The organism is Rheinheimera sediminis, from assembly GCF_004005375.1.
Classification (GTDB): Bacteria; Pseudomonadota; Gammaproteobacteria; order Enterobacterales; family Alteromonadaceae; genus Pararheinheimera.
On sequence record NZ_RZUF01000014.1, the window covers coordinates 53,694 to 74,664 of the forward strand.

Annotated in this window: 15 protein-coding genes and 1 pseudogene; 13 read left to right on the forward strand and 3 right to left on the reverse strand. The window is 47.3% G+C overall.

Annotated elements, in window-relative coordinates; genetic code table 11:
* Positions 1 to 7 precede the first annotated feature (7 nt).
* The 6 genes from EMM73_RS10995 (at position 8) to pssA (ending at position 10,029) form a co-directional block, all read left to right on the forward strand.
* Positions 8 to 571, forward strand: coding sequence for a Maf family protein (locus tag EMM73_RS10995; protein WP_127686484.1), 564 nt, complete (start codon positions 8 to 10; stop codon positions 569 to 571).
* On the forward strand, positions 568 to 2,037 hold the full coding sequence (gene rng / locus EMM73_RS11000; protein ID WP_127686485.1) for a ribonuclease G: 1,470 nt from the start codon (positions 568 to 570) through the stop codon (positions 2,035 to 2,037). Before EMM73_RS10995 ends, rng begins: the two co-directional genes overlap by 4 nt.
* A complete protein-coding gene (locus EMM73_RS11005; protein ID WP_127686486.1) occupies positions 2,037 to 6,011 on the forward strand; it encodes a YhdP family protein in 3,975 nt (1,324 codons plus the stop codon). Before rng ends, EMM73_RS11005 begins: the two co-directional genes overlap by 1 nt.
* A complete protein-coding gene (locus tag EMM73_RS11010) occupies positions 6,004 to 6,846 on the forward strand; it encodes a carbon-nitrogen hydrolase family protein (protein WP_127686487.1) in 843 nt (280 codons plus the stop codon). Before EMM73_RS11005 ends, EMM73_RS11010 begins: the two co-directional genes overlap by 8 nt.
* On the forward strand, positions 6,839 to 8,278 hold the full coding sequence (gene tldD, locus EMM73_RS11015; RefSeq protein ID WP_127686488.1) for a metalloprotease TldD: 1,440 nt from the start codon (positions 6,839 to 6,841) through the stop codon (positions 8,276 to 8,278). The genes EMM73_RS11010 and tldD overlap by 8 nt, the downstream gene beginning before the upstream one ends.
* Positions 8,279 to 8,685: 407 nt before the next feature.
* Positions 8,686 to 10,029, forward strand: a complete 1,344-nt coding sequence (gene pssA / locus EMM73_RS11025; RefSeq protein WP_127686489.1) for a CDP-diacylglycerol--serine O-phosphatidyltransferase — start codon at positions 8,686 to 8,688, stop codon at positions 10,027 to 10,029.
* A gap of 65 nt (positions 10,030 to 10,094) precedes the next feature.
* Here pssA and yjgA read toward each other — a convergent pair whose 3' ends face one another.
* Entirely contained in the window at positions 10,095 to 10,622 is a 528-nt protein-coding gene (gene yjgA / locus EMM73_RS11030) for a ribosome biogenesis factor YjgA (RefSeq protein WP_127686490.1), read from the reverse strand.
* A gap of 303 nt (positions 10,623 to 10,925) precedes the next feature.
* On the opposite strand from yjgA, the gene pmbA reads away from it, so the two are divergent.
* Entirely contained in the window at positions 10,926 to 12,272 is a 1,347-nt protein-coding gene (gene pmbA, locus EMM73_RS11035; RefSeq protein WP_127686491.1) for a metalloprotease PmbA, read from the forward strand.
* Positions 12,273 to 12,327: 55 nt separating this feature from the next.
* Here the strand turns inward: pmbA and EMM73_RS11040 are convergent, their stop codons facing one another.
* Positions 12,328 to 14,511, reverse strand: a complete 2,184-nt coding sequence (locus EMM73_RS11040; RefSeq protein ID WP_127686492.1) for a M3 family metallopeptidase — start codon at positions 14,509 to 14,511, stop codon at positions 12,328 to 12,330.
* A gap of 275 nt (positions 14,512 to 14,786) precedes the next feature.
* Positions 14,787 to 15,611 (reverse strand): alpha/beta fold hydrolase, encoded by an 825-nt coding sequence (locus EMM73_RS11045; protein ID WP_127686493.1) that lies wholly within the window; start codon positions 15,609 to 15,611, stop codon positions 14,787 to 14,789.
* Between the two features lie 367 nt (positions 15,612 to 15,978).
* On the opposite strand from EMM73_RS11045, the pseudogene EMM73_RS20330 reads away from it, so the two are divergent.
* The 6 genes and pseudogenes from EMM73_RS20330 to EMM73_RS11070 form a co-directional block, all read left to right on the forward strand.
* Positions 15,979 to 16,254: pseudogene (locus EMM73_RS20330) on the forward strand (GreA/GreB family elongation factor); the annotation flags it as partial.
* 99 nt (positions 16,255 to 16,353) lie between these two features.
* On the forward strand, positions 16,354 to 16,782 hold the full coding sequence (gene rnk / locus EMM73_RS20335; protein WP_261373385.1) for a nucleoside diphosphate kinase regulator: 429 nt from the start codon (positions 16,354 to 16,356) through the stop codon (positions 16,780 to 16,782).
* A gap of 106 nt (positions 16,783 to 16,888) precedes the next feature.
* Positions 16,889 to 17,917, forward strand: coding sequence for an FAD:protein FMN transferase (locus EMM73_RS11055; protein ID WP_127686495.1), 1,029 nt, complete (start codon positions 16,889 to 16,891; stop codon positions 17,915 to 17,917).
* 27 nt (positions 17,918 to 17,944) lie between these two features.
* Positions 17,945 to 18,346: a hypothetical protein gene (locus EMM73_RS11060; RefSeq protein WP_127686496.1), complete on the forward strand. Its 402-nt coding sequence runs from the start codon at positions 17,945 to 17,947 to the stop codon at positions 18,344 to 18,346.
* Between the two features lie 60 nt (positions 18,347 to 18,406).
* Complete coding sequence (locus EMM73_RS11065; RefSeq protein WP_127686497.1) at positions 18,407 to 19,720, forward strand: TolC family protein; 1,314 nt, start codon at positions 18,407 to 18,409, stop codon at positions 19,718 to 19,720.
* A complete protein-coding gene (locus EMM73_RS11070; RefSeq protein WP_127686498.1) occupies positions 19,717 to 20,964 on the forward strand; it encodes an efflux RND transporter periplasmic adaptor subunit in 1,248 nt (415 codons plus the stop codon). Before EMM73_RS11065 ends, EMM73_RS11070 begins: the two co-directional genes overlap by 4 nt.
* Positions 20,965 to 20,971 lie beyond the last annotated feature (7 nt).

Genomic DNA, 20,971 nt, shown 5'->3' on the forward strand with positions numbered 1-20,971 from the left:
TGTCCCTATGATAGCGCTTGCTTCTGCTTCTCCCCGTCGTCGCGAATTGTTAGCTCAGCTACAGCAGGATTTTGTGCTGGTCAAAGGCGAAATTGATGAAACCCAGCTTGCAGGCGAAACTGCCGATCAGTACGTACTGCGTTTAGCAGAGCAAAAAGCTCAGGCAGGTTATCAGAGTCAACTGCTACCGCTGCCGACTCTGGGGGCCGATACCATAGTGCAGGTGGATGAACTGGTGTTAGGTAAGCCAGTTGATTTAGCCGATTTTAAGCGCATGATGATGTTATTATCCGGCCGGAGTCATTGGGTGAAAACAGCTGTAGCTATTGCAACAGCACAGGGTTTAGTCAGCACTACTGTTGCCACTAAAGTCTGGTTTAAAGCTTTGTCTGAGCAGGAGATACTCTGGTACTGGACTACAGGTGAGCCTGTAGATAAAGCCGGCGGCTATGGTATTCAGGGACTGGCTGGTCAGTTTGTACAGCGTATAGATGGCAGTTATTTTGCTGTGGTCGGTTTACCCTTGTACGAAACCGCACAGCTGTTACAGACTCTGAAGGACAGGCAATGAGCGCAGAATTACTGATCAACGTGACACCCAGTGAAACCCGGGTGGCTTTGATTGAAAATGGTGTATTGCAGGAAGTCCATATTGAGCGTCAGGCTAAACATGGGCTGGTTGGCAATATTTATATGGGAAAAATCAGCCGGGTTTTACCCGGTATGCAAGCCGCTTTTGTTGATATAGGTTTAGATAAAGCTGCCTTTTTACATGCCTCTGATATAGTCACTGCGGGTCTGAACATCGCCGATGCTGAACTTAAAGCCGGACCTGTGAAAGATATTCGCTTGTTAGTGCATGAGGGCCAGTTTTTGCTGGTGCAGGTGGTCAAAGATCCCTTAGGAACCAAAGGCGCTCGTTTAACTACAGATATCACCTTAGCGAGCCGTCATCTGGTATTTATGCCGGGTTCTGCCCATGTGGGGGTATCACAACGTATTGAAAGTGAATCTGAACGTCAGCGCTTAAAAGATATTGTCAGTACTTGCCTTGATGAAAGCGGTGGTTACATAGTGCGCACTGCAGCTGAAGGCGCTGGTGAAGACGAATTATTGCACGACGGTAAGTTCTTACAAAAGCTGTGGGCGAAGATCCAAAAACGTAAAAAAAATGCCCGCAAAGAAACCATGTTGTACGAAGAACTTACGCTGGCCTATCGTATATTACGTGACTTTGTTGGTTCTGATTTAGAGAGGGTACGCATCGATAGTAAGCTGACCTATCAGCAACTGCATGCCTTTACCGAGGAGTTTGTGCCAGAGATGACAGCGCGGCTGGAGTATTATCCTGGCGAGCGGCCTGTGTTTGATTTATTTGATGTTGAAAATGAAATTCAGCGTGCGCTGGAGCGCCGTGTCATGCTGAAAAGTGGCGGGTATCTGATGATCGATCAAACAGAAGCCATGACCACTATAGACGTCAATACTGGTGCTTTTGTTGGACATCGTAATTTAGAAGAAACCATCTTTAATACCAACACTGAAGCCACTCAGGCAATAGCCCGTCAGTTGCGGTTACGCAATTTGGGCGGCATTATTATTATCGACTTTATTGATATGCAAAGCGAAGACCATCAAAAACGCGTATTGCATAGCCTGGAACTGGCGTTAGGCCGGGATAAAACTAAAACTAATATTCATGGCTTCTCTGCTCTGGGTTTAGTTGAGATGACTCGCAAACGCACGAGAGAAAGTCTGGAACATGTGCTTTGTGGCGAATGTCCTGTTTGTGCTGGCCGTGGTAGCTTAAAAACAGTGGAAACCGTCTGTTTTGAAATTTTACGTGAAATAGTAAGGGTGAACCGGGCTTATGTGGCCGATAAATTTGTGGTTTATGCCTCACCCGCAGTAAAAGATGCGTTAATCAACGATGAATTTCACAGCATGGCTGAACTTGAAGTCTTTATTGGTAAACAAATTAGTGTCGTGATCGAGCCTCAGTACGGTCAGGAGCAATTCGACGTGGTGATGATGTAGTGCGGACTGTGAAACAGGCCTGGCTTTATTGCTTACACAAGGTGTGGATTTTCTTTGCTATCTTCGTAGTGTTGATGGCCACCCTAGTCTCAGCTCTACGTTTTGGTCTGCCTTATGCTCCTGGCTATAAAACAGACATCGAACAGTGGATTAAAGCACAATACGGCACTGAAGTTCGGATTGGCGCTTTATCTGCGGGTTGGCAGGGCACTGGGCCTGCTTTGGTATTGCAGCAACTGCAAGTTTTAGATAGTAATTTTCAGCCTCAATTAACCATCGAGGAAACCGGCATCCGGCTGGATTTCTGGCGTTCATTACGTAGCATGAAGCTCAGTGCAGCTCATTTTGAACTAACGGGTCTAACCTACAGAGTGGATGCGCAGCGTTGGTTAGGCACTGGTGTGGCTGCGCCTTCGGACAATCAACCCTTATTTGATGCCTTACAGGATCTGTTTTTTAAGCAGCTTCAGCATTTTTCCGTGCTCGACAGCCAACTGGTATTTAACAACGCTCAGGATGAAGATATCCGACTGGAAATCAAAGCACTGAACTGGCAAAACGAAGGTGAGCGGCATCAGGGCTGGGGTGAATTGTCCGTGGCTGACGTGACCGCCAATACCTTATCTTTTATTATCGATCTAACAGGCGAGCCCTCTAAAGCCGATGGCCAGCTCTATCTGGCCAGTCAACAGCTTGACTTATTGCCCTGGTTTCAGCAGTTACTGCCTCAAACCCGCAAATTAAATAGCGCTAAACTAAATTTTGCCGCCTGGGGCGATATTAAAGCCGGGAAGTTACAAAAAATTGATGTGGCTCTGGCGGATAACAATGTCGGCTGGCTAAAAGACGGAGTCTGGAACAAAGTGGCCTTGTCGGATGGCTATTTGCGTTGGTTGCCCAGAGCGAAAGGCTGGAGCTTAAGTTCAAGCCCTATGACATTGAGTAACAGCAGTCAAAGCTGGCCTGGCTTGCAGTTACAGCTAAGCCAGAATGAACTGGGTTTCCAGGCGTCACTACAAAACCTGCAATTAGGGACAGCGAGGCCTCTGCTGGAGTTGTTTTCTGATGGCTCTGAACAATTACAGTCACTTTTGGCCTATCAGTTAGATGGCAAAATAGACAGGTTAGATTTTTTAACGGAAGACCAGCAGTGGTATTTATCTGGTCAGTTTAATGAGTTGTCTTCAGCTCCAGTGGCTGATGTGCCAGGTGTCAAAGGTTTTAATGGCAGTTTTGTTGCGTCACCGCATTTTGGCTGGATTGGGCTAAAAGCCCGTGACGGCGCACTGCAGTGGGGTCAGGCTTTTAGTCAGGATTGGACTTATAAAGGTGCTGAATTAGAGCTGGCCTGGCGCAAGCGCGCCGGTAATTGGCAAGTTGTTGTGCCCTATTTGAGTTTATGGCATGACGCTTTTAGCCTGGAAGCCGAATTGGTGGTCAATCTGGACGATAAACCCAATATGGATTTAGTTGCGCAGCTGCATGGTGTGCCAGTTCAAAATGCGGAGCAATTTTTCCCTAAGTTTTACATGCCTGAGTCTGTTATCCGTTACCTTAAACCTGCGTTGGTCTCCGGTGATATCAGTTCAGGCAAGGTGCTGTGGTCAGGTGACTTTTCAGCTTATCCTTATGCTGAAAAAGACGGTGTATTTCAGGCACTGGCTGAAGTCAGTAATGCCGAGTTTCTATTTGATGAAAGCTGGCCAAGTTTAACGGACTTGTCCGCCGAACTGCTTTTTGAAAATGCAGCCATGCTGATCAGCAGTAAATCAGGTTATTTGGTAGATGCTCCAGTTGAACAAGGTGTTCAGGTCGGGATCCCTGATCTGTTCCATGCTGAAAGTTTAATTATTGATATTAAACAACAGCTGCTGGCTGAGCAGGTCACCACCTTAATGCAGGCTTCGCCTCTGCATGATTCTGTTGGCGAAACTCTGGCTTATTTAGGTGTCACCGGTCCGGTTAAAGGCGATGTACGTCTGACTATTGGCCTGAAAGATCCTACAGTGGATGTGAAAGGTACTATCGACTTTGAGCGAAATGGTCTGTCTTTATCTGTCCCTGCTTTAATTGGAGAGGGTCTGACAGGCCAGCTGAAGTTTCATAACGACATAGTGACTGCTGACGATTTGCAGCTGTTTATAAGTGCTATTCCGCTGCAGTTTGGCTTTCGTGGTGAGCAGCAACAAGATAACTACAAGGTATCTTTGTTGAGCCAGGGCTTACAGAACAGCCAGGATCTATTATTGAATTTAGCGCCTCAACTGGAGCAGTTTGCCAGCGGCCCTCTAAGCTGGCAGTTTAAACTCGACTTGCTGCTGGCTGGCGAGGGTTATACTTATCAGGCTGATTTAGCGCTGGATGTAACTGATACCGAATTATTATTACCTGCGCCTCTGGCGAAAAAATCAGGCCAGGCTGGTACCGTATTCTGGTCTTCCAGTGGTAGCCAGGACAACTCCTTAATAGCTCTGAGTTATCAGGACCTGGTGTTTTTTGATGCCAGTTACACCCATGCACAAGGCCAAATTGGCCGTGCTCATTTAAGTTTAGGGGCCAAAGACAATGCCGGTTTTGCAGATGGTTTCACCATCAGCGCAAATCTCGACAAAACTGATTTTATGCCCTGGTTCGAGCTGGTGCGTCATCAAGTCAGTCAACAACCCGCTCAAGCCGGTTTGCTCCCAGCTTTAACATCGGTTAAAGCGAAGATCAATACACTGACAGTGACTGAAGGTATGCAGTTTGATCAGGTTCAGTTTCAGATCAAACCAGAAGCAGACTTTTGGCTGGCTGAGGTTACCGCAACTCAAACCCAAGGCCAGTTAAAGTTGCCAAAAGACCTGAGTAGTCAAGGTATTGAAGCCAATCTTGAGTTTTTAAAGTTATTCCCTTACGACCCTCAACAAGTTGAGGCTGAAGCTTTAGTGGCAGAACAAGCCATGGCCAAATTAACGAAAGAGCAACAAATTGCCAAAGCTCTGGCTGAAGTGGTGAAACCCGAACCTATGCCTTGGTTGGCCGACTTACCCCGGTTAAAACTGGACTGCAAACATTGCGTATTCGGGCCTTTTGATTTAGGTCAGCTGAACGTCGAGACCGAATCTGATGGTGAGCGTTTATTCATTCAGCGTTTTGAGTCCCGCTATAAACAACACCAGCTCAGTATACAAGGTCAGTGGCAAAAAGATGCTGAAGCAGGCGTAACTAACTTATCTGCAACTTTAACCAGCCCTGACTTCGGCCAGTTGATGAAAGACTATCATTTAAGTTCTGCCATAGCGGGTAGTCCTGCTGAGGTAAAAGTCGAACGGCTGAGCTGGGCTGGTGGCCCAACTCAGTTTAATTACGCCACCTTAGGTGGCAAGTTGAATTGGACCTTAGGTGAAGGCTCTTTATCAGAAGTGAGTGATAAAGGTGCACGCTTGTTATCTGTGTTTAGTCTCGGTTCTCTGGTGCGTAAATTGAAGCTGGATTTCAGGGATATTTTCTCAAAAGGGTTTTTCTACACTGAAATAAAAGGCGATGTGCAGCTGGATAAAGGTGTAGTTCATACCAATAATACCCTGGTTGATGGGGCCGCAGGCAAAATTGAAATTCAGGGCTATGCCGACTTAGTCACCCGGCAGCTGGATTATCAGATGGCGTTTTTGCCAAAAATCACCTCCAGTTTGCCAGTGCTGGTGGCGTTATTGCAGTTTAATCCTGCCACTGGTTTAGCGGCTTTGGCCTTAGATGAAATTGTCGAGTCTGCAGAAGTGGTCTCCAAAGTGAATTTTGTAGTCACAGGTAATTTTGATCAGCCGGAAGTAGTGGAAGTAGCGCGTCATACCACAGAGGTTGAAGTGCCACGTTCAGAGCTATTAAAAGCTGAGCAGGAAAAACGTTTACGTTTACAGCAGGAGCAAGACGCGACTAAAAAACCGGCCAAACCCTCTGTCAGTAAACAAAATAAGGAAAAGGTCAGTGGCTAAATTGTGGCGTTTATCCGCAGTTCAGTTGACCAGTGGCCCAGACACTTTAGCAAATCTGGCTAAAGTAGACCTATTATTGGCGCAGCTACCAAAAGCTGAGCGACATCTTGCTGTATTGCCAGAAGGCGTGGCTGTATTTGCCGGCCCTGAGGGGTTAAACCTGAAGTTGGCTGAGCCTGTAGGTGCCGGACCGATGCAGCAGGGGTATGCTGCTTTAGCGAAAAAGCACCAGTTGTACTTAGTGGTGGGAACTTTGCCGACTCAAACTACTGATCCAAGCCGATTTGCTGCCAGTAGTCTGTTGTATAGTCCTGCTGGTGATTTGATTGGCGACTATCAGAAAATCCATTTGTTTGACGCTCTGGTCAATGACAGTAGCCAGCAGTATATGGAATCAGCCACTACTATGGCTGGTGATAAACTGAGTGTGGCAGAGTTTGATGACCTAAAACTGGGTATGATGATTTGTTATGATATGCGCTTTCCCGGATTGGCTCAGGCTCTGGTCGCGCGAGGCATGAACGTACTGGTTGTTCCTTCGGCTTTTACTACTGTCACAGGAGAGGCCCATTGGCACACTTTATTAAAAGCCAGGGCTATAGAAACCCAGAGCTTTGTTATAGCACCAGCTCAGGTAGGCACTCATATCAATGGTCGCCAGACCTACGGTCATAGTTTAATTATTGACCCATGGGGCCGCATTCTGGCCGAAGCCGATGGCAGCAACGAAATGGTGCTGAGTGTCGAAACAGATTTAGATCTTTGCCAGCAGCTGGCAGAGAAAATGCCGGTAAGGCACCACAACAGATTTCAAAGTGAGTTAAAGCATGAGTAATGTCGAACATAACCTGTTAAGCGCCAGTGATCTGACTGCGAATGATCTACAGCAAAGCCTGGGATTTTTATTTGCTCATCAATTAGATTATGCCGATCTGTATTTTCAGTCCAGCGTGCATGAATCCTGGGCTCTGGAGGATGGCCTGGTCAAAGACGGCTCTTTTAATATCGAACGTGGTGTTGGTGTTCGCGCTATTAGCGGTGAAAAAACCGGTTTTGCTTATGCCGATTCTATTTCTGCTGCGGCTCTGAAACAAGCGGCTGAAGCGGCTCGTGGTATAGCAGCTGTAGGAAAACAAGGTTCAGTACAGGTTTTTAAGCAACAAAGCCAACCAGAAATTTATTTGCCTTGTGAGCCACTACAGAGTCTGGATAACACAGCGAAAGTTGAGCTGCTTAAGCAAATGGAAGTCTATATTCGTAGCCTCGACAGCCGTGCTGAACAAGTAGCTGTCAGCTTGTCTGGTGTCTACGAAGAAGTGCTGGTGGCGGCCTCTGATGGTACTTTTGCTACAGATATTCGCCCTTTAGTGCGGTTAAACTGTTCTGTACTGCTGCAGCACAATGGTCGCCGTGAACGCGGTGGCAGTGGTGGTGGTGCCCGCACCAACTATCAATATTTCCTTGAAGACGTCAATGGTTCGCCGCGCTGGCAGGGTTATGCCCGTGAAGCTGTGCGGATGGCTCAGGTCAACTTAACTGCGGTCGACGCACCTGCTGGCACTATGCCTGTGGTGTTAGGTTCTGGCTGGCCTGGTGTATTGTTACACGAAGCTGTGGGTCATGGTCTGGAAGGCGACTTTAACCGTAAAGGTTCTTCTACTTTTGCTGGCCGTATTGGTGAGCAAGTGGCATCCAAACACTGCACTATTGTGGATGACGGTACTTTGGCCCATCGCAGGGGGTCGCTGAATATTGACGATGAAGGCACGCCTAGCCAATACAATGTGCTGATCGAAAACGGTATTTTAAAGGGCTATATTCAGGATAAACACAACGCTATGTTGATGAATGTGGCACCTACAGGCAACGGCCGTCGTGAGTCTTTTGCCCATTTGCCTATGCCGCGTATGACCAACACCTATATGCTGGCTGGTGACTATGACCCGCAGGAAATTATCGGCAGCGTGAAAAAAGGCATTTATGCGCCGAATTTTGGTGGTGGTCAGGTTGACATTACGTCAGGCAAATTTGTGTTTTCAGCCTCGGAAGCTTATCTGATTGAAGATGGTAAAATTACCACGCCAATTAAAGGAGCAACTCTGATTGGCAATGGCCCGGAGGCTATGCAGCAGGTGTCTATGGTCGGTAACGACTTAGCACTGGATGCTGGTGTTGGTGTTTGTGGTAAACAAGGTCAAAGCCTGCCAGTAGGGGTGGGACAGCCGACATTAAAACTGGATGCCATGACGGTAGGTGGCACTGCGTAACTAGAGAGTGTTGACGTTTCGAGATTTAATTTTGTTCGTTCTGGAGGCGCTTTGAGCGCGAAAGGAGGAGCGAAGTTTAGTTATTCTAAATGAGCGACGAGTGAAGCTTCCGCTCCTGCTCACGCCCCTTACCTACATCCATGTAGGCAACAAAGCTCAGGGCGCCGCCAGACGAACCCGAAGGGCAGCGCCTGGCCGGCCTTTCTGCTGCGTTAGCACTCGTTTATGTAGAATAACTACACTGCACTCGCGCTGCCTTGCATAAAAACCGGCCAGACTGCTGCAAAAATAATCCTGAAACGTCAACACGCTCTAATCTTTCAGACGAAAAACACTAGGACTTTGTGCCGTTTTGCGGCAAGATCCAACTCATTAGAATTAAGCGCTGACTGAGAATTTCGCCTGTTATGTTACAAACTTTGTTAAACAGACGTCGTCTGGCTAAATTGCCAAAAACAGATCTGGTGGCTGAAACCGTTTCAGTGTTGTGGTCTGCCGCTGAATACAAAAGCACAGTGCTGGATCTGATCCAGCGTGCACAGCATCGTATTGTGATCACAGCTTTGTATCTGCAGGCGGATGAAGCAGGTGAGCAAATTCTACGGGCTTTATTTGCAGCTAAACAGCAAAAACCTGATTTGCAGGTGACAGTCTATGTTGATTTTCATCGGGCCCGTCGCGGCCTGATAGGTCAGGACGGCGCACGAACCAACAACGATTTTTACCGTGAAATTGCTAAAGACTACGATCATCCTATTCAAATCATCGGTGTTCCTGTTAAAAAGCGGGAGCTGTTTGGTGTCTTGCATTTAAAAGGTTTTGTCTTTGATCAAACTCTGCTCTACAGTGGTGCTTCACTGAACAATGTCTATCTGGCTGAACAAAACCGTTACCGTGCTGACCGTTATTTAGTGCTGCAAAATCAGGTGATGACTGACGCCATAGTGCAGGCGCATCAGCAATTATTTGGCGATAAGGAACAAACCCCAGAGCTGCTTGACGACGAAGGCTATGTCAGTCAGGCGGTCAAACGTCAGTCACGTTTATGGTTAAAACAGGCAAAAGCCACTCGGTATCAGTATGCAGATAAAAACGACTCTGCTTTACGCGCCTCACTATTGATCGGCTTAGGTCGTCGTCATAATGAGCTGAACAGTACAGTGTTGGCTTTGCTTGCTGTAGCTCAGCAGGATGTACTGATTTATACCCCTTACTTTAATCCACCCATAGCGTTAGCCCGTGCGCTGCGGAAGTGTTTAAAACGTGGCGTGTCTGTGACTATAGTGGTAGGCGACAAAACTGCGAATGATTTTTATATTCCGCCCGGTCAGCGTTTTAGCAAAATTGGTGGTTTGCCGTATTTTTACGAAACTATCTTGCGTAAGTTTGTTCGGGCGAATCAAAAATTTATTGATGCAGGTTTGCTGCATGTCAAACTGTGGAAACATGAAGACAACAGCTACCACCTCAAAGGCTTAAGTGTGGACGGGGTAAAACATCTGTTTACCGGCCACAACTTGAATCCACGCGCTTTTGCATTGGATTTTGAAAACGGTATTTATGTTGAAGATGATCTGCAACAGTTGAAGGCTTTACTGGAGCAGGAAAAGCAAGTGATCACAGCACATAGCAGTGAAATATTGCATTATTCCGAAATAGAGACGGTGCGGGATTATCCTGAAGTGGTACAAAAGCTACTCAGCCAGCTGCGCCGCATAGGTGCGGATTTAGTGGTGAAACGGTTGATCTAAGCTTGGGATCCGGTGGGGTCTGGCTTTTTAGCCTGACCCCACTGGGTCCAACGCTGCCCCAGAGACTAGTCTTCCAAAATAGCGGGTTTAATCAGCTGGAACAGTTCGCGGAATGCCTTAGGTGGCAGATCCTTTTCCTGTTCTCTTTTCGCATTACGTATCAGTGCACGTAACTGCTGTACGTCCACTTCAGGGAAAGCTGCAACAAATTCAGTTAAGGCATCTGGATTAGCAATCAGTTTATCGCGCCAGGTTTCCACTAAGTGAAACTTACGGGTCGCCGCCTGATTGGTGTTTCTAAGCACAGCTAAAGCACGTTCAATAGGCTCCAGATCACGGGTACGCATTAAACGACCAATAAACTGGATATGACGGCGCAGCGCTTCGTGTTTTTTCGACAGCTTATCAGCCAGCGCCAAAGCGTCTTTTAATTCATCATCTAAATCTAACTTAGCACGTGCAGCAGGGCTCAAAGAAACCAGATCTTCCCCTAGTTTCTGCAATGCAGTCATCTCTTTTTTGACTTGGGTTTTACTTTTACCATGCTCAACATCCCAGTCGTCGCCATGGGTAAAGTCGGTCATATCGGCCATAGAATTCTCTTACCATCTTAATTAATATACATAGTATACCCGATCTACTGAGCAATAGCAGCGGCGCCCTTCGTACTTGAAGCCTCAGCGGCGTTGACTGCGCTCATAGCCCCAGTCACATAGACAACTATGCTCCTGGGGTCTCTCTCGCTTGTCGCCTTGCTGCAACTCCAATTACTTTGGGCCGAGTTGTCCAACATAGCGGCAGCTGCGTTGGGCCCCTACGTCCAATTGCTGAGGAACTATGATAAGCTGGGTCCAAATTCTGGCAGTTAAAACAGAACAACTCTGACAGGTAAAGCAATGAGTCAAACCGAAGTTACAATCTGGCAAGAAATCGCCGAAGTAAAAGATGCGGTCAGCCAAGTGCTGGCGCATGCAAAACAATTGGGTGCCAGCAGCGCTGAAGCCTCAATGAACCGCACCCGAGGTTTAAGTGTGGAAACCCGACATGGCGAAGTGGAAACCGTCGAGTTTAATCAGGATGGCGGTTTAGGTATTAGTATTTATGTCGGTCAGCGCAAGGGTTCTGCCTCTACTGCTGATTTAAGCCCAGCTGCTTTAAAACGCACAGTCGAAGCTGCTATTGATATCGCCCGTTATACCTCAGAGGACCCACATGCGGGTTTAGCTGACGCGGCCTGGCTGGAATTATCACCACCGGATCTGGATTTATTCCACCCTGCATCTGTCACTACCGAACAAGCTATTGAATGGTGTAAAGCTTCTGAAGAAGCAGCTTTTGCTTATGATGCCCGTATCACTAACTCTGAAGGCGCTTCATTTTCGTCGCATCAGGGCTTGAAGGTGTATGGCAACAGCCATGGTCAACTGGTCGGTTACCCAAGCAGCCGTCACAGCCTAAGCTGTGTCGTCATTGGTGAAGACGGCGACGATATGCAGCGCGATTACAGCTACACTGTGGCCCGCGAACTGAGCGCCTTACTGGACCCAGCCCAAATTGGCCGCGAAGCTGCTTTGGAGACAGTACAACGCTTAAATGGCCGCAAGCTAGGCACACAAAAAGTGCCGGTGATTTTCCGTGCTGATATCGCCAGCAGTATTTTTGGTCATCTGGTATCCGCGATCAGTGGTGGCAGTATCTACCGCAAATCCAGCTTCCTGCTGGATAAAGTCGGCCAGAGCGTGATGTCAGACAAAGTAACTATTATTGAACGTCCGCATTTAAAACAAGCCTTAGCGTCCAGCCCTTTTGATGGCGAAGGTGTGAAAACCCGTGATTTAACAGTGCTGGATAAAGGCGTATTAAATACCTACCTGACCACCAGTTATTCAGGCCGCAAGTTAGGTTTACCCAGTACGGGTCATGCCGGTGGTATCCATAACTGGTTAGTGCAGCACGGCGATGCTGATTTAGCTCAGCTGTGCCGTGATATGGGCACCGGCTTGTTGGTAACCGAACTGATGGGGCAGGGCGTCAATACAGTCACAGGTGACTACTCACGTGGTGCAGCTGGTTTCTGGGTTGAGAATGGTCAAATTCAGTTCCCTGTATCTGAAATCACCATAGCTGGTACTTTGCAGCAAATGTTTATGGATATTCAGGCCATAGGCAAAGACGTGGACCCTCGGGGTGGTGTGCTGACAGGTTCAGTACTGATAGGCCAGATGCAAATCGCAGGTCATTAAAAACAAAAAGGGTGGCTCAGATTATTAACAATCTGAGCCACCCTTTTTTCAGTTGTTAGTTAATACCGGTTTTTAAACCACGACGGATTAACAGTGCATCTGTAGTAGGTTCCTGACCACGGAAAGCTTTATAGGCTTCCATTGGGTCTTTGCTGTTACCAATAGACAGAATGTTTTTACGGAAGTTAATGCCGTTTTCCAGCTTTAAGCCACCCTGGTTTTGCACATGGGCATAGGCGTCAGCTGCCAGAATTTCACTCCACATATAAGCGTAATAACTGGCTGAGTAACCACCAGAGAAGACGTGAGCGAAGAAAGTCGACTTATAACGTGGTGGTACAGCAGCCAGATCCACACCGTGTTTCTTCAGTGCTTCTGCTTCAAACTTCTGTACATCCTGTAGTGGTGCATCAGCTGGCAGAGCATGCCATTCCATATCCAACAGCGCCGCAGACATGTATTCCAGCGTATCAAAACCCTGGTTGAAGCTGCGTGACTTCATGATTTTTGCTAATAGTTCAGCCGGAATGGCTTCGCCTGTTTTGTAGTGCTTGGCGTAGTTGCCAATTACATCAGGGTGAGCTGCCCAGTCCTCCTGGAAAGTGGACGGGAATTCAACGAAGTCGCGTGATACTGAAGTACCAGCTAAAGTCGGGTAAGTTACATCGGAGAATAAACCATGCACTGCATGACCAAATTCATGGAACATAGTAGTGACGTTGTCATAGCTCACCAGCGTAGGTTCGCCAGCCGGGCCTTTCGGAATGTTCATCACGTTCACGACCACAGGCTTCTGATTCAACAGCTTGCTTTGTTCTACAAAAGAACTCATCCAGGCGCCGCCACGTTTACCGTCACGTGCGAAGTAGTCGGCATAAAACAACGCAATGCTTGTACCGTCAGCGTCAAAGACTTCATAAGCTTTTACATCAGGGTGGTACACAGGTAAATCCGGGCGCTCTTTCATGGTAATGCCAAACAGCTTGTTCATGGTGTAAAACATACCGTCTGTTAATACGCGCTCAAATTCAAAGTACTCACGCACTTGGGCTTCGTCTAAATCGTATTTGGCTTTACGTACTTTCTCAGCGTAGAACTCCCAGTCCCAAGGCTGTAATTCGAAATCACCGCCAGTTTCTTTGATCATCGCCTGAATAGCTTCAGCTTCTTTTTTGGTGTTTTCGACCACTGCCGGTACCATAGAAGCGAACATATCCAATACAGCTTTAGGTGTTTTTGCCATAGTAGGTTCTAACTGGTAAGTTGCCCAGTTGTCATAGCCCAATAACTTAGCGCGTTCAGCACGTAACTGAGCTAAACGGGCAACTATAGGTTGGTTGTCTGTTTCGCCTGAAGTACCACGGTTTGCTGAGGCTTCCCATACTTTTTTACGTACATCGCGGTTTTCCAGTGAGGCTAAAGCTGGCTGACGAGTGGTGTTGGTAATTTCAATAATGAATTTACCTTCTTTGCCTTTAGCTTTTGCACCTTCGGCTGCCGCAGTAATTTCTGCTTCAGACAAACCAGCCAATTCTTCTTTGGTGTCGACATAAACAGCGATTTGATCTTTCATCGCCATCAGGTTTTGTTGATATTTGTTGGTCAGCGTAGACTGCTCTTCGTTTAATGCACGAATTTTAGTTTTCTGTTCTTCAGTTAAGTTAGCGCCGGCGCGAACAAAGCGCTCGTAGTAATCTTCCACTAAACGAGTGGCTTCACCGTCTAAACCTAAGGTGGCGCGAGTGTCATACAAAGATTTGATCCGGGCAAACAACTCTGGGTTCAGGTTGATATTATCTGAATGCGCAGCAAATTTAGGCGCCATCTCAGCCTGAATTTTCTGAATAGTTGGGTTGCTGATAGTGCCCGTCATGTTATAGAAAGTCGTAGAAGCGCGGCCTAACAGCTCTCCGCTTTTTTCCATAGCGACTATAGTATTGTCAAAAGTGGCTGCTTCGGTATTACCAGCGATAGCCAGGATCTCAGCCATATGCTGTTTGATACCTTCTTCCATGGCTGGTTGGTAATGTTCAACTTTGATTTTATCGAATTCTGGGGCTTCGTATTGCAGAGTACTTTTTACGAATAATGGATTGCTCACAGCTACTTGCTCCGCTGCTGGTGCCGCAGTTTGTGCTTGCTCAACTGCAGCAGTGGTTTTAGCTTCTTCGGCTGGCTTGGAGCAGGCGCTTAAAGCGATTGCTGCACCAATAGCGCTGGCGATCAAGGTCTTACGCATGGATCTTTCCCTCTGGGTATTTTGGTTGCTTTTTAGTTATGGATTTACACTGGAAACCATCAATTTATAACGGCTTGAGTATGCCAAAAGCAGGGCTGAAAGAACAGGTTTTGCAGTAAATGGCCTGATTAGTGGGATAAGCGGCAGTCAAGAGAGTGTTTTGTTTCTTAGTCCGATATTTATACTCTGATGGAAACATAAAAATAAGCACTCAGACGGTATGTTGAACCCACCGCCAAAGTGCTTTCTATGCGCTTTGATGCAGTTTGCTTACATCAGACAGCTTTTAAAAATTGGATGAGATCCTGGCTTAAGCGGTCTTTTTCTGTGGCAAATAAGCCATGAGGTGCGCCATCGTATTCAATCAGTTCAGCGTCCGGAATAAAGTTATGGATTAAGCGGGACGAACTTTGAATGGGTACCGTGGCATCTTCGGTGCCATGGATCACTAACACAGGTACCTGTATGGCTGCTAAATCTGCCCTGAAATCAGTGGACGGAAAAGAGTTCAGACACTGTAACGTAGCGCGTAAACTGCCTTGCATAGCTATGCCTTGCATCCAGGCTAAATAAGCGGAGCTAACCGGATTGGATAATAAACTGATACCAAAAAATTTCTGGAAAAACGCGGTGTAAAAGTGCGGTCTGTCGGTTTTTAATGCCAAAGCTGTTTGTTCGAAAGTGGCTGCATCCGTGCCGCTTGGGTTATCCGGCGTCAGTAAACGAAAAGGTAAGACGGAGGAAATCAGCGCAATTTTACTGACTTTTTTGCCTTCAAAACGTGACATATAACGGGCTACTTCGCCGCCGCCCATCGAAAAGCCAACCAGAGCTACATCGGTCACAGCGGTGTGGTTGATCAGTTCAGCTAAATCGTCAGCCAGCGTATTGTAATCGTAACCATGCCAGGGCTGGGAAGAACGGCCAAAACCGCGTCTGTCGTAAGCAATGACTCTGTGGCCGGCATTGACCAAGGCTATGGCCTGATCCTCCCAGCTGTCGGAAGATAAAGGCCAGCCATGGATCAAAATCACAGTGCTGCCACTACCCCAGTCTTTGTAATAAAGCCGGGTATTGTCTTTGGTGGTGAAATAGCTCATGTCGTACTCCTTGTATTGGGCTGACTGGTGAGCATGGACTGATTTTAACCACAGATCTGTGGGCTAAGGCACACAGCGGCAAAGCAAGCTGGGCTTTGAATTTTGCAGCCAAATACATTATGGTGTTCGCAATCGAATTCTCTTTCCCATTGCAACAAGACGGAGGTTATTTTTTTGAAAACAGCAATAAAGTCGCCGTCTTATCACGCTGCTTTTTTTACCGTCTTCCATTCTTAAGCCGGCTCCGTGTGACGGGGTCGGCTGTTCGTTACCCTCTCTGATTTTGATTATTTAAATTCCGGAGTCTGGAATGACTATCTTTATTAAAAAAACATCGGCTAAAACCGATGTTTCAGCGCTATTTTTTATGGCAAGTTCGGCTATTCACCCCTTACCGCCCTGGCGACTACAGCAGCTGTTGCAGCAACTAGGCTCTGTTGCGAACCACAAACGCAAAGCTCTGAGCGAAACTGGCATAGTGCCAGGCTGTTCGGCTCTGTTGCTGGATTTGTCTGATCAGACCGAATCTTGGATCACTTTGGTTTACCCACAACAAGCAAAACCAGAACAAGGTTTTATTTCGGTGTTATCCCCATTAGGCGCGGCTTTATTGGGGAAAAATGTCGGGCAGGTGGCTGAAGTTCAGCTGTTTCGTCGCACTTTGCGTTTTATGTTGTGTGATCTGATGTCGGTCAAGCAACCCCCTGCTTTTACTTTTACCCCTTCTGTACAGGAGAAACTGATGAATCCAACTTTACCTGACCCAGTCTTACCTGAATTGCTGTTATCCAGTCTGGATCTGGACCGTTTAGATCAGCTGTTAAGCCGATTACCAGCGACAGATCCGGCCCGTTTACTATTGGAGCAAGAACTGGAACGAGGTGCTGTGGTTGAACCCGAAGAAATTCCAAAGGACGTGGTTACTATGAACTCTACAGTTCGGCTGCGTTTACTAAAAACAGGTGAAGAACCTTGCCTGACACTGGTGTATCCAAAAGATCTGGATGCGACGGGCGATAAAGTCTCAGTGCTGGCTCCTGTAGGTTCAGCTTTGCTTGGCTTACGTGAGGGCGATGAAATTCACTGGCCTATGCCTGATGGCGATATTCAACCGATACAAGTACTGCAATTGGTTTACCAGCCAGAAAGGGCAGGACAGTTGCACAGATAAATCTGCACTGGGGCGATGGTTAAGCCATTAGATCAGATAAGTGCAAAGCTTTGACCAAAGGCTCTGTGGGATAATAACCACAGAGCTGTTCTGAAGGAAAACCGATTTGAATACCGCATCTTTGTTGGGTCTGAAACAACATGTTTTCGCTTGTGTTGTTGTAGTGACCTTAGCCGCCTGTGCAAAACCTGATAGCGAAAAAGTGTTGCTGGAAGGCAAAACCATGGGCACCACCTACCATATCACCTATATCAACCAGCCTGGTATGCCGGATCAACAGCAAGTTCAGGCTCAGATTGATCTGGCATTAAAAGAGGTGAATCAGGTGGCCTCTACGTATATCAAAGATTCTGAGTTGTCCTTATTTAACAGCAGTGATTCGACAGAGCCGCGCGAAGCTTCAGAAATGCTGCGGCTGTTGTTTGCAGAGGGGATCCGGCTGGCACAACTGACCGACGGTTATCTGGATATTACTGTAGGTCCTTTGGTGAATTTATGGGGTTTTGGCCCCACACACAGACCAGAAAAAGTACCGGATGATGCGGCTATAGCTTTGGCCAGAACACAAATTGGTGCACAACATCTGCAGCTGGAAGGCACTAGTGTCTATAAAACTAAGCCAGAGCTTTATGTCGATTTATCCACCATTGCCAAAGGTTATGGTGTTGATTTGGTGGCAGAAGTGTTGGAGCAGCAAGGCATCAACAATTTTCTGGCTGAAATTGGTGGTGAAATTCGTGTCAAAGGCACTTCTCTGGAAAACAAAGACTGGACCGTAGGCCTGGAAAAACCTGTGGCTGAAGGTCGTGTGTTGCAGCGCCTGATCCGGCCTAAAAACAATGCAGTTGCTACCTCAGGCGACTACCGTAATTTCTTTGAAGAAAACAACCAGCGTTATTCGCACTTGATAGATCCTAAAACCGGCAAGCCTGTGACGCACATGATGTTGTCCTCTACAGTGATCCATCCGTCCTGTATGACAGCGGACGGCTTATCCACAGCTTTTATGGTGATGGGACCTGAAAAAGCCATGGAGCTTGCGAACCAACACCACATTGCCGCTTTGTTTATTGTGAAAAACCAACAAGGTGAGTTTGTAGAACTCTACTCAAAGGCGTTTGAACCTTATCTATAAGCTTGAGTTGGTGCAGAACTATAGGCTATGATTCGAACAGTTCTTATCGAGGGCTTTATGCCAAAACCTATGCTCCGCCTGCTTGTATTGATGCTGATTATGCTGAATCACGCCGTTTCGGCCTGTGAAAGCATTGTGATGCATTTGCCACAGGAGGATCACCCCTTTTCTTTACTCGACAACTCCAGTCACAGTGAACACCAGCATTGTGCTACGCAAGACGGTACTCAACAAAGCGCACAAGATGCCGCAGGACATGAAGCAGAACATAAGGATAACCATCATCCCACTCATGCTCATGTTGCCTGCTATATAGCCGAACTCTTTTCAGTATCTGCAGACCCTGTGGTACACAAAGCATCGGGCTTAGCTCAATATGCGATGATCACCACCAGCTATACCCCTTTAGTGCCGCCACCCAATCTTTAAATCTTCTGGTTAAACAACCGTTTTTTACTTTTTGTTTAAATAATCTGGTGGAGCATAGTGATGACTATGAATTCCGGCCATGCGGCTTCTGTGCTGCTGGCCTTAGTGTTGCTGTGGGCAATGCCTGCCCAAGCGACAACACTTACTATTGAAGAAGCGTTAAAACGCACTTTAGTGCAAAGCCCTGGCTTGCAATTTTACCCCTATCAGCAGCGTATCCATGATGCCGCAGCTATCAGTGCCGGACAAAGGCTTAACCCTGAACTTCAGCTGGAACTGGCCGATGTGCTTGGCACGGGCGACAGCACTGGCTTTAAAAATGCCGAACTGACCTTAAGCCTGAGTCAATTGATTGAACTGGGTGATAAACGCCAGAAGCGGCTTGAGCTGATCCAATGGCAAAGCAAATTAACTGAGCAGCAATACCAACTGGATAAAGTGGATGCGCTGGCGGCCACTATGCGCTCTTTTCTGCAGCTGTTGCATCAGCAGGCATTGTTGCAGTGGACAGAGCAAAAAATGGCGACTGAACAGCATATGCTTGACCTGGCGAAACAACGCGCTAAAGCGGGCAATGTCACAGATGCGGATGTCACCCGACTGGAACTGAAAGTGCTGCAAAGCCGGATGGAGCATAAAAGTCTGTTGGCTGAAAAGCGGGTTAACCTGCGTTTGTTAGCCAGTCATTGGGCAAGTCAGCCTGATTTTAATGCGGTATCAGGTGATTTAAGCCTGCTTCCGACTTTGCCTGTTTTAGCAGATGTACTGACGCAGTTACAACAAGCGCCAGAGTTGCAATGGTGGCTGACGCAAAGCCGGGTGCTGGATAGTCAGTTGCAGTTAGCCAAAGCTTTAGGTCAGGCTGATTTAACCCTTGGTGCTGGCATTCGCCGCAATGAACAAAGCAACGACAATGCCTTTGTGCTGCAGCTCAGTATGCCGCTTACTCTGGAGAACCCCAATAGGGGCGCTGTGCTGGCAGGTGAAGCTTTGGCTGAACAAACAAAGCTGCAGCAGCAACAGACTATGCAGCAACTGCAATTACAAACAGAGCGCACTTATCTGCAACTGACTCAGCTCAGCGAGCAAGTTCTTGATTATCAAAAAGCTGTGATCCCGCTGGCGCAACAACTTCTACAGCAGATGTCGGCCGGTTATCAGCAAGGCATCTTTGACATGACCGACTTACTCTCAGCGCAGCAGGAAATTTTATCGGCCAAGCGTAACGTCATTGACCTGCAATACGCTTTGCATCTGCAACTTTTAGAGCTGGAACGTCTGACCGGTTTACCTATGGTGGTGAAAGGTCCACAAGTCTTAACCCAAGAGCGCAACAGCATCAATCTCCCTATACAGCAGGAGCTTTTTCAATGAATTTTTTTCGCTTTTTAACCATTTTATTGCTAAGTGCTTCTATGGGCTTTACTGCTTTGGTTGCTGCTCACGGTGATGACCCTGGCACAGACCACGAAGACGGATATTCTGAAACCGAAGCCGCCAAAGGTCCACAGGGCGGGCGTTTACTGACCCAGGATGATGTTGCTGTGGAAGTTACTATTTACGAAACCGGGGTAGAGCCCGAGCTGCGTTTATATCTTTATCAAAATGGCAAAGCCATAAAGGCAACAGAGCTAAGACCAGAGGTCACTTTACAGCGGTTGGGTGAAGCTGCCGAACCCATCAACTTTAGCCCTGAGCTGGATTATTGGCTGGGCGATACAGTGATTCGTGAGCCTCATTCCTTTGAAGTGGAGATAAAGGCCAGTTATCAGGGCAAAAACTATCAATGGCATTATGACTCCTTTGAAGGCCGTATTCAGATGTCGGAGCGCTCTATTCAAAAAGCCGGTATAGAGCTGGAGCAAACAAAAGCAGGCCAAATCCGTACCCAACTGCATTTATTTGGTGTAGTGGCAGCTCTGCCAGAGCAGCAGGTGCAGCTTGGTGCCGCTTATGCTGGCTTGGTGCAACAACTGGCGGTGAAAGTCGGCGATAAAGTGACGAAAGGTCAGTTAGTGGCGACAGTGCAAAACCCGGCCAGCTTAAAAAGTTACTCTGTTTATGCGCCTATTTCAGGTGAAGTGACAGCCAAATACGTCAGCGTTGGCAGCAAGGTATCTGAACAGCCGCTGTTGGAAATCAGTGATTTTTCTTCTGTGTATATTGAAATGTCGGCTTTTCCCTCTGATACAGAACAGCTCAAAGTCGGGGATGATTTTCTGGTAAAAGACTTACATGGTCATCAATCTGCCCTAAGCCAAATCAGTTATATAGCGCCACAAATGACAGGCGGCCATATTGCCCGCGCCCGCGGTGTAATAGCCAATCCTGACGGCCATTGGCGGCCAGGTATGCATGTCAAAACAGACGTCACTGTCGCCACTATAGATGCGCCTTTAGTGATCAACAAAGCCGCTTTGCAGCAGTGGAATGGCAAAACCGTAATTTTTATCCGCCATGGCGATAACTTTGAAATTCGTATGCCGCAATTAGGCCGTGCCGACGATACACAAGTGGAAGTGTTATCCGGTGTGCCACTGGGTGTGCAATACGCCACAGCCAATAGTTTTATCCTCAAAGCCGACCTGATGAAGTCTGGCGCCAGCCATGATCATTAAGGGGTTG